The following is a 9,765-nucleotide window of genomic DNA, read 5'->3' on the forward strand; positions in this document are numbered from 1 at the left end:
ATTTCTTCTTTTTACTACTCCTGTCATAAAACTTTTTCCTTCATTATAAATCATCCCATAAAAATGCAACGCCAAATATTCTTTATATAATGAAAAAAATACAATAAAAAAACCCCTCTCCTAGATTGGAAAGGGGTTGATACTAAAATAAACTAAGAATTTTGATTATTTATCATCTTCTGAAAACTCAGCATCGATAACATCATCACTAGGATTAGAACCAGCGCCCTCCGCCCCAGTAGCACCCTCTGGCGTAGCATCAGCAGACTGCTGATAGATATTACTACCGATGGTATATAACACCTGTTGTAACTCAGGCATCACGGTTTTAATTTTCTCATCATCATCCTGCGCCACCGCATCTTTAAGGTCTTTAATTAAACCATCCGCTTTGGACTTATCATCAGCGCTGACTTTGTCACCTAATTCAGTAAGTTGTTTTTCAGCTTGATAAACAAGGGAATCAGCTTGGTTTTTACGCTCAATTTTCTCCCGTTTCTCCTTATCAGCTGCCGCATTAGCTTCAGCTTCCTTCACCATTCTATCCACATCCTCATCAGGTAAAGTAGAAGCACCCGTAATACTGATGGATTGCTCTTTACCAGTACCTTTGTCCTTAGCAGTAACATGGAGAATACCGTTAGCATCAATATCGAAAGTTACCTCAATTTGAGGCACACCACGAGGCGCGGCCGGAATACCATCTAAACGGAAAGTTCCCAAACTCTTATTATCCTTAGAAAATTCCCGCTCACCTTGTAAAACGTGAATTTCTACATTACTTTGTCCATCCACCGCAGTAGAGAAAGTTTCCGATTTTTTGGTGGGGATAGTGGTATTTCTGGGGATAATTTTGGTCATCACACCGCCGAGGGTTTCTACACCCAAAGACAACGGCGTTACGTCTAATAAAAGAATATCTTTAACTTCTCCAGCTAAAACACCCCCTTGGATAGCAGCGCCCACCGCCACTACTTCATCAGGGTTAACGGTTTGATTAGGTTCTTTACCTAAAACCTTCTTAACCACTTCCTTAACCGCAGGAATACGAGTCGAACCCCCTACCAATACCACTTCATCAATATCACTGGCACTTAATTTAGAATCTTTGAGAGCATTTTGTACGGGAATGGCACAACGATCGATTAAATCAGCGCATAATTCCTCAAACTTAGCTCTAGTTAAATTTAACTCTAAATGTTTTGGACCATCTTGGGTAGCGGTGATGAAAGGTAGGTTAATATCAGCTTGGGAGACACTAGAAAGCTCAATTTTAGCTTTTTCTGCGGCCTCAGTAAGGCGTTGTAAAGCCTGTTTATCCTTACGTAAATCGATGCCTTCTTTGCCTTTGAAATCTTCAGCGAGGAAATCAACGATTTTTTTATCGAAATCGTCACCCCCTAAATGGGTATCTCCAGAAGTAGCTAAAACTTCAAATACACCGTCACCTACTTCTAACACAGATACATCAAAAGTACCACCACCCAAGTCAAAAACAAGGATAGTTTCATTACTTTTACGATCTAAACCATAAGCCAGAGAAGCCGCTGTAGGTTCATTGATGATACGTTTTACTTCAATACCAGCAATTTTACCAGCATCTTTGGTGGCTTGACGCTGAGAGTCGTTAAAATAAGCTGGAACTGTGATAACTGCTTCAGTAACTGTTTCCCCTAAATATTTACTAGCATCTTCTACCAATTTGCGTAAAACTTGTGCAGAAATTTCTTCCGGTGCAAATTGTTTACCCTGAGAAGGGCAATCGATTTTAACGTTACCGTTGACATTTAATACTTTGTAAGATACTTCAGTGGTTTCATTGGTCACTTCGTCATGTCTTCTACCGATAAAACGTTTTACTGAATAGAATGTGTTTTCAGGGTTCATTACCCCTTGACGTTTAGCGATTTGACCCACAAGGCGGTCACCATTTTTAGCATAAGCCACCACGGAAGGAGTGGTTCTAAAACCCTCTGCGTTAGCAATAACTACAGGTTTTCCACCTTCCATTACTGCCACACAGGAGTTAGTTGTACCTAAATCTATACCAACTACTTTTCCCATAATTCAGAACTAATTTACTATAATATTTACTTTTTCTTAACCGAATTATTTATTTAAGGTTAATTTCATCTACTATAGTGAAACATCCTGTACATATCAGGTAGTGTAGTTTTCCGTACATTGGATAATTGACAATTGCTAAAAAGGGCAAAGTTAGAAAGGCAAAGTTAAAAGGGCAAGGGAAATTAATAATTAATAATTAAGGCTCTTCTACTTTGAGTATGATAAATTATGTCTAAAAAAAGGTGTCAGGTATTAGGTGAAATGCCAACCATAAATTTATAACAATTGCATTTTTAAAATACCGAAACTATTATCTCTCAAAGGTTTTATTCATCATTTATTATTAATTTGTCATAACTACTGTAGAAGAGCGATAATTAATTATCTCCCCGTCTCCCCGTCTCCCCTGCTTCCCTTTCTCTCCTGCTTCCCCCATGTCCTAAATCAAAATTTCGTTTACTATGTTTCTGAAAGAATTGGAATTGTATTATTTTCGCAACTATATTCAAGAGGTATTAAAGTTTAGTGAAAATAAAATAATTTTATTAGGAGATAACGCACAGGGAAAATCCAATCTTTTAGAAGCTATTGAATTATTATCGTCTTTAAAAAGTCACCGCTACAGTAAGGATATTGACTTAGTTTATCATCAGGGAGTTTATGGGCAGATTAAAGCTAAAATCAGCAATGGTTATGTTGACCATGATTTAGGCATTATCATTCCAGCCAAGGGCAAACGGGAATTGTTTGTTAATTCTGAAAAAGTGAAGAGAAATCTTGATTTTTTAGGCATAATTAATACTGTTTTATTTTCTAACCTTGATCTTGATTTGGTGCGAGGGGCGCCGGAATATCGTCGGAATTGGGTGGATAATTTATTGATTCAAATTGAACCAATTTACTGGCATATAATTAAAGATTATCACCATGTTTTAAAACAACGAAACGCACTTTTAAAAAAGTTTAAAAAAGCTGGTTATGATCATAATTTGTCTTCCTCTGCGGATTTAGAGCTACAATTATGGGATGAGAAATTAGCCGAAACTGCATCAAGAGTAAAAAGAAGAAGAGCGAGAGTTATTACAAAAATTCAACCTTTAGCGAGATTTTGGCATCATCAAATTAGTCAAAAAACCGAAAAATTGGTAATCAAATATGCACCTAATGTATTGTGGCAGGAAGATACCCCTGAAAATGTGCAACAACTAATTAGAGAAAATTTAGCCGAGAAAAGATTAGCTGAGATTAATCTTGGTACTACTTTAGTTGGTCCTCATCGAGATGAAATTGAGTTTATCATTAATGATAATTTAGCTCGTAGTTATGGCTCTCAGGGGCAACAAAGAACCCTTGTACTAGCTTTGAAACTTGCTGAGTTACAGATTATTGAGCAGGTGACGGGGGATTGTCCTTTGTTATTATTAGATGATGTAATGGCGGAGTTGGATATAAAAAGGCAACAACAATTATTAGATTGTTTAGGAGATCGTTTTCAAACTATAATTACTACAACTCATCTTAATTGTTTCAACAAAAATTTATTACATCAAGCTCAAATCGTTAAAGTTGATGGAGGAAAGTTTAATTGATTATCTAATGAGGGTAATCTAGTTTTATATCATTAACTGATGTTACGCAAAATATAGAATTAATTGTTGGTGTCAGGTGTCGGGTGTCAGGTATTAGGTATTAGGTTAAAGAATTGACAAGAAACTTATGTTTATTGATCTTTTTGTTGTACAAGAGTCTATGGAGGGAAGGGTTTTAAACCTGAAACCTGCTACCTGCTACCTGAAACCTCCCTTAACGTAACATTTGAATCAGTGCGTAACGTCAGTCATTAACTAAAGTTATTGTTGGTGTTTTTTAAAACCCTGAAATCTCAATGTCTGAGTATAATTTCTACAATTCTCTAATTTTGGCGGTAGATGATAATTCTATCAATAGAATTGTATTGGAAAAAGTTTTAACTAAAGTTGGTTATCAGGTTAAGGTTTTATCTAGTAGTGAGGAGTGTTTACAGTTTACGAAGTTGGTTACTCCTGATTTAATTTTGCTGGATTTGATGATGCCAAAAATTGATGGTTTACAGTTGTGTCAATTGATTAAATCTGATCCTCAATATGAGGAGACTCCGATTATTTTTCTGACGGCTAGTGATGCTAAGGAGAATGTTTTAAAAGCCTTTCAGTCGGGCGCTGTGGATTATGTGACTAAGCCTTTTAATGGTGAGGAATTATTAGCTAGAATTAAAACACATCTGGAGCTAAAATACACTAGAGATCAGTTAAAAAAAGCCTTAGTTGAATTAGAAAAATTAGCAACGTTAGATGAATTAACGGGCATTTCCAATCGGCGTAATTTTCTCAAGTTAGCCCATAGAGAGTTTAAATTAGCCAAAAGACAAAAAAGAATTTTTTCGATTATTATTCTTGATATTGATTTCTTTAAAAAAATTAATGATACTTATGGGCATCCTATGGGAGATGTGGCAATTAAGTTAGTGGCAGAAGAGTGTAATAAGTGTTTACGGGAAGAAGATTTGTGCGCGCGCTGGGGTGGGGAAGAATTTATTATTTTTCTAACAGAAACTAAAATCGAGGATGCTAAGTTAGTGGGTAATCGTATTCGTCAGAAAATTCGCTATTTATCTTTACCTGTGGATGATCCTAATTTGTTTATTACTGTTAGTATCGGTATTGCGCAGTATAACTCCGATGATGTCAATGTTGACCATATCATTTCTAGGGCGGATCGGGCGCTGTATCGGGCTAAAAATAATGGGCGCGATCAAGTAACATTGGAGAATGAATTGTTATATTTAGATTGCTAGATGAAATTTTTGAATACAACTTTTTCCTAATAATCAATCAATTTCGTCTAAATGTTCAGTGACGGCACGGTATAAGTCCAACACATGATGGTCAAGTAAACTGTAGTAAACCCTTCTTCCTCTTTTCTCATAAGCAACTAGGCGCATAGCTTTAAGGGTACGTAATTGATGAGAAACTGCCGATTCACTCATACAAAGAGTCGTTGCCAAATCACAGACACAAACTTGATCTTTTGCCAAAACTGATAAAATTCTTAGGCGGTTAGAGTCACCTAAAAGACTAAAAAATTCAGCCATTTTTTGTGCTTTGTTTTCACTGAGTATTTGTCCAGCAAAAACAGCTAATACTTCAGGATCGATACTATGGTGAATATCACAAGGAATTAATGATTTTCCTTGTTCTGTGTCAGATTGAACTTGATTCATGTTAGTTTTGTTTTATTGTCTCTTGTTTTACCTTAACAGATAATTGATTATGGATAATTGAAAATTATGAGGTCTATAGTCTCATAGTGGTATGAATGGCTTTTATACTATGTCTAAATCCTCAATAATTCTATCTTTTGATTTGTTTACCAAAGCGCTTTTATTGAAGTTTTAGCTTCATCATTGCTACTTTTGCCATGCTTTAATTGTGTCAAGTATGAAAAGGATGTGTTAGCATCGACAATAAATCTTTGAAAAGAAGACGCTATGGGAAAGGTTTTAGTTTTAAATGCCTCCTACGAACCCCTCAATATCACCAGTTGGAAAAGAGCGGTAATATTATTGATCAAAGGCAAAGCGGAACAATTAGAACATAATGGGAAGTACATTTGTCAATCATTTCCCTTACCATCGGTAATTAGGCTGCGTTATTACGTTAAAGTACCTTACAAAGAAATACCCTTAACTAGGAAAAATGTATTAGAACGGGATCGTAATTGTTGTCAATACTGTAACTATAAAGGGGATCAGTTAACCATAGATCACATTATACCTCGCTCTCGGGGTGGGGGCGATAGTTGGGAGAATTTGGTAGCGGCTTGCGTGCGCTGTAATATCAGAAAAGGTAGCCGCACTCCAAAAGAAGCAGAAATGCCTTTGCTAAAACAACCAAGGAAACCTTACAGTAGCTTACATTTTGAAATTGTTAAATGTACTAAAGATGATCTTAATCACACTTGGCGTAAATATGTAATTGGTATTTAATTAGGGTCTGCTGAAAAAGTAAAGTAGTGGAGGTAAATTCTCACACAAAATTAATTGTATATTTGTGACTTGATTTAGTTTTTCAAATTTTAGTAGGGAGGTTGCATGGAAATTCCCTACATTAAAAATAAAATCCACAATTAATTTTGCTTACCTACTTAGTGGATAATTATGAGGCTTGATAAGCTAAGACATACCTATTTGACAATATAGAGTCTTTTATAGCAAAGGATTCAGAACTTTTAAAAAAAAGATTAAATGCGTCTTAGCTTAATCTCATAGTAGTAAATATTTAAGGCTATTTTTGTTTAAACCCCGGCGCCCTCCCCTCTACCATTACAGTTAACTCTTGACCACTACTAAAAGATTTAGCTTTTGACAACTTCACAACTACGAGAAGATTTAGGAGGCAAAGGCAAATCAAAACGAGTATGAAAATCCTTTTGTATCTTAAAACTGAGACGAGGTGATACCTGTTTAATAATCTGAATCAATAAATTATCTCCCGTCTTTTGAATTAAATTATGAGGAAGTTTGTAAATAAATTTAGGAAAACGTACTTTTACTTGCAAATCTAATTGCCAATTAATTCTAGTAAACTCTTTTGATAAATAATCGATACTTTTTTGTTGCCAAACTTCACTGATGCTTTCATCCATTTCAGTTAACTCTATCCCGACAATTTCCATTTGGGAATGATAATTAACCTCATAACCCTCATGGTTAAAATCAGGGTTATGCACAGAATACATGGCATAACGTCCCGAATGAGGAGGTTCTAAAATTACACTCATTTGTGGTTCTACTTCATAACCAAAAGCACCATAACGCCCGATAATCAGAGTATAACCATTATCCCCAAAAGGTTCAGCTTTCATGGGTAAAGCACAGCGCACGAACCACCCCTGATGATCATTAAGATATTCAGTAACCCTTTTCGGCTCACCATACATATCCACACTTCCTCTAAATTGGGTTGAAAAAGCAAACGGTTGAGGTTTTTCCGTAGCAATGGTGTTCAATATTGTTAACACTCCAGACTTGTCAAAAGTTGTTATTCATTATTTTTTCTCTAAGTCTGATCATAACTTAGACAGCCAAAAATCGATCTTCTTTTTATTTTTACAGAATTGTTGCAAAAGATTCTTATTTGATTTATACTATATATAGTAGTTATTAAGAAAGATTAGTAGTAACAAGGTACATTTAAAGGTTGTCAAGCATTGCTAGTAGCTTTAGCTAGAAGGATCATTCTGGTCTTTCCTTTAATGGCAGGTGAAAATTGTTCTTAATGTGTTAAGTTGTTTCCTCAATTTGTTAGAGAGACTTTCTTATTAATTTAAGAAGTCTCTTTTTTATTACTAAATTTTTAAAGCCGTAGTTTTTGTTTTTCCCCTCTTTTGAGGGGTTTTTATTTTCAATAAGTTTTTCAGCAGGATTAATTAGACATCTCCAAAAATTCTAATTTATTGACAGGGATCATTAATAAATTGTTAGTAATTTTTTAAAACAATATTCATATTGATTACTAAAATAATTATTGGAGAAGTCTGTTGTATATATTTTGCTGAAAAGATATTTTGGGTCTTAGTAAGGAAAAGGCAAGAGGATAAAGAGAAGAATCCAAAATAATCACAAATAAAGGACTTCAGCAATAAAATACTTAATCAATTTTGGTTATTTAGGTATCAAAGAACTTACTTAAAAATCCTGAAACTAAAGAGACAATAATAGAACCAAAAAGGGCATCAAAAAAACTCTTAACTTCAAATCCGGGGGTAAAATAGCCTACCAAAGAAAAACAAATAGCATTAACAACAAATAAAAATAATCCTAGGGTGACAATCGTAAATGGTAAAGTGAAAAATACTAAAATTGGTTTAATAATGCTGTTCACAATACCAAATACCCCAGCACCAACCAAAGAGGGAATAATGCCACTGATTTGAATACCCGGTATAATCTGAGCGGTAATTAACATTGAAACCGCAGTGACAAGTAGTGTAACAATAAATTGAGGCATAGTTTTAATTAATTAAAATGTTAATTTGCCTTTTCAATATAGCAATACTTTATAAGTTACAGACGGTAAGTTGTAAGTTACTGGTGTCAGAATAAAAATATCTCAAGTGATGAGTAATATTCATAATACTCAGAAAATCTAAGCAACAATCAACATTTTAGGATTGAGGATTTAGAAATAATTATTTACAAATAGTAGTTGAAAGGCTAAAAGCATTTAATTGGTAGTTTCTATAAGGTTTTAAAAATAACTCAAATTTTTAACTATTGCTTACCATCACCTGATGACTTAAATATAGACTATCTTACCATTATAAACTTAAAACTATTCCCTCTTCTGTTTTGCTATTTTGACCAAAAGACTTTTCAGCAATCCCTAGTTATTTCAGGTTTCTTTGAGTGATAAGATTGAGTAGTTAAAAAAGTTATACTTATTCAGCAAAGATGTCAAATCAAATTACACCGAAATTAATTATTCATGGGGGCGCTGGTAGCTCATTAAAGGGTAAAGGGGGATTAGAAGCGGTGCGTCAATCTCTACATCAAATTGTTGATGAGGTTTACCGAGCATTATTAGTAGGAAAAAGTGCCAATGAAGCGGTAATTTTAGGTTGTCAACGGTTGGAAGATGAGCCAAGATTCAATGCTGGAACTGGATCGGTGTTGCAGTCTGATGGACAAATTCGCATGAGTGCATCTTTAATGGATGGAGAGAAACAGCGTTTTAGTGGTGTTATTAACGTTTCACGGGTAAAAAATCCTATTAATTTAGCTAAAACTTTACAGGAAGAAGAAGATCGGGTTTTGTCCGATTTAGGTAGCACGGAATTATTAAGAGAGTTAAATATCCCGATTTATGATCCGTTAACGGATTTACGGTTACAGGAATGGATGGAGGAAAGAAAAGATAATTTCAGTCGCAAAATGGCTGGGGTGGTGGCGGAAGGGGATGGTGGCGCGCGCCGGGGGACTATCGGCGTGGTAGCATTGGATCAACAGGGTAGAATAAGTGCTGGTACTTCTACGGGGGGGAAAGGATTAGAGCGTATTGGTAGGGTAAGCGATTCAGCTATGCCGGCGGGAAATTATGCTAATTCTACGGCCGGGGTAAGTTGCACGGGTATTGGAGAAGATATTATCGATGAGTGTTTGGCGGCTAAAGTGGTGATACGCGCTACGGATGGTTTATCTTTGAGGGATGCCATGGTTAAATCCATGACGGAAGCAAAGGAAAATCAACGGGATTTGGGTGCGATTGCGCTGAGTAGTGATGGGGAAATCGTTTGGGGTAAAACTAGCGAGATTCTTTTGTGTGCTTATCATAATGGCACGAAAATTGATGATAGTCTGGAATGGAATGACGGTAGTTTGGTGGATAATAGATAATTCTTAAAAGGGCAAAGGGCAAAGGGCAAAGGTTTAAAAAGGGCAAAGGGCAAAGGAAATTATTAATTCATAATTCATAATTCATAATTCATAATTCATAATTCATAATCTTTCCTTTGATGAACTACGCATTTCCGCTACGCTGAGAAATGCGTTTCTGACGCTTCTTCGCCCCAAGTTGCCTCATGCTTCCGCACTCAGTAGAGCTTGGCGACTCTGCGTCTAAAGAGGCACGTTCCATACCCCTGATATAGTTTTCTATGACC

The 9,765-nt window shown here is 35.6% G+C and carries 8 protein-coding genes; 4 read left to right on the plus strand and 4 right to left on the minus strand.

Annotated elements, in window-relative coordinates:
* Positions 1–165: 165 nt before the first annotated feature.
* The gene (gene dnaK, locus IGQ45_05885; protein ID MBF2056750.1) at positions 166–2,064 is read right to left on the minus strand and encodes a molecular chaperone DnaK; all 1,899 of its coding nucleotides are present in this window, start codon (positions 2,062–2,064) and stop codon (positions 166–168) included.
* A 464-nt stretch (positions 2,065–2,528) separates the two neighbouring features.
* Between dnaK and recF the strand changes: the two genes are divergently transcribed.
* Positions 2,529–3,656 (plus strand): DNA replication/repair protein RecF, encoded by a 1,128-nt coding sequence (gene recF, locus IGQ45_05890; protein ID MBF2056751.1) that lies wholly within the window; start codon positions 2,529–2,531, stop codon positions 3,654–3,656.
* A gap of 296 nt (positions 3,657–3,952) precedes the next feature.
* Positions 3,953–4,900 (plus strand): diguanylate cyclase, encoded by a 948-nt coding sequence (locus IGQ45_05895; GenBank protein ID MBF2056752.1) that lies wholly within the window; start codon positions 3,953–3,955, stop codon positions 4,898–4,900.
* Positions 4,901–4,933: 33 nt separating this feature from the next.
* On the opposite strand, the gene IGQ45_05900 is transcribed toward IGQ45_05895, so the two are convergent.
* Positions 4,934–5,326 carry a helix-turn-helix transcriptional regulator gene (locus IGQ45_05900; protein MBF2056753.1) on the minus strand — a complete coding sequence of 131 codons (393 nt, stop codon included), beginning with the start codon at positions 5,324–5,326 and terminating at the stop codon, positions 4,934–4,936.
* 267 nt (positions 5,327–5,593) lie between these two features.
* Here IGQ45_05900 and IGQ45_05905 point away from each other — a divergent pair, with 267 nt between their 5' ends.
* The gene (locus tag IGQ45_05905) at positions 5,594–6,091 is read left to right on the plus strand and encodes an HNH endonuclease (GenBank protein ID MBF2056754.1); all 498 of its coding nucleotides are present in this window, start codon (positions 5,594–5,596) and stop codon (positions 6,089–6,091) included.
* Positions 6,092–6,459: 368 nt separating this feature from the next.
* On the opposite strand, the gene IGQ45_05910 is transcribed toward IGQ45_05905, so the two are convergent.
* Both IGQ45_05910 and IGQ45_05915 read right to left on the minus strand, forming a co-directional pair.
* Positions 6,460–7,104, minus strand: coding sequence for a DUF1997 domain-containing protein (locus IGQ45_05910; protein MBF2056755.1), 645 nt, complete (start codon positions 7,102–7,104; stop codon positions 6,460–6,462).
* Between the two features lie 668 nt (positions 7,105–7,772).
* Positions 7,773–8,114, minus strand: coding sequence for a phage holin family protein (locus IGQ45_05915; protein MBF2056756.1), 342 nt, complete (start codon positions 8,112–8,114; stop codon positions 7,773–7,775).
* Positions 8,115–8,557: 443 nt separating this feature from the next.
* Here IGQ45_05915 and IGQ45_05920 point away from each other — a divergent pair, with 443 nt between their 5' ends.
* Positions 8,558–9,499: an isoaspartyl peptidase/L-asparaginase gene (locus IGQ45_05920; protein ID MBF2056757.1), complete on the plus strand. Its 942-nt coding sequence runs from the start codon at positions 8,558–8,560 to the stop codon at positions 9,497–9,499.
* Positions 9,500–9,765 lie beyond the last annotated feature (266 nt).

This window comes from Cyanobacterium sp. T60_A2020_053 (assembly GCA_015272165.1).
Classification (GTDB): Bacteria; Cyanobacteriota; Cyanobacteriia; order Cyanobacteriales; family Cyanobacteriaceae; genus Cyanobacterium.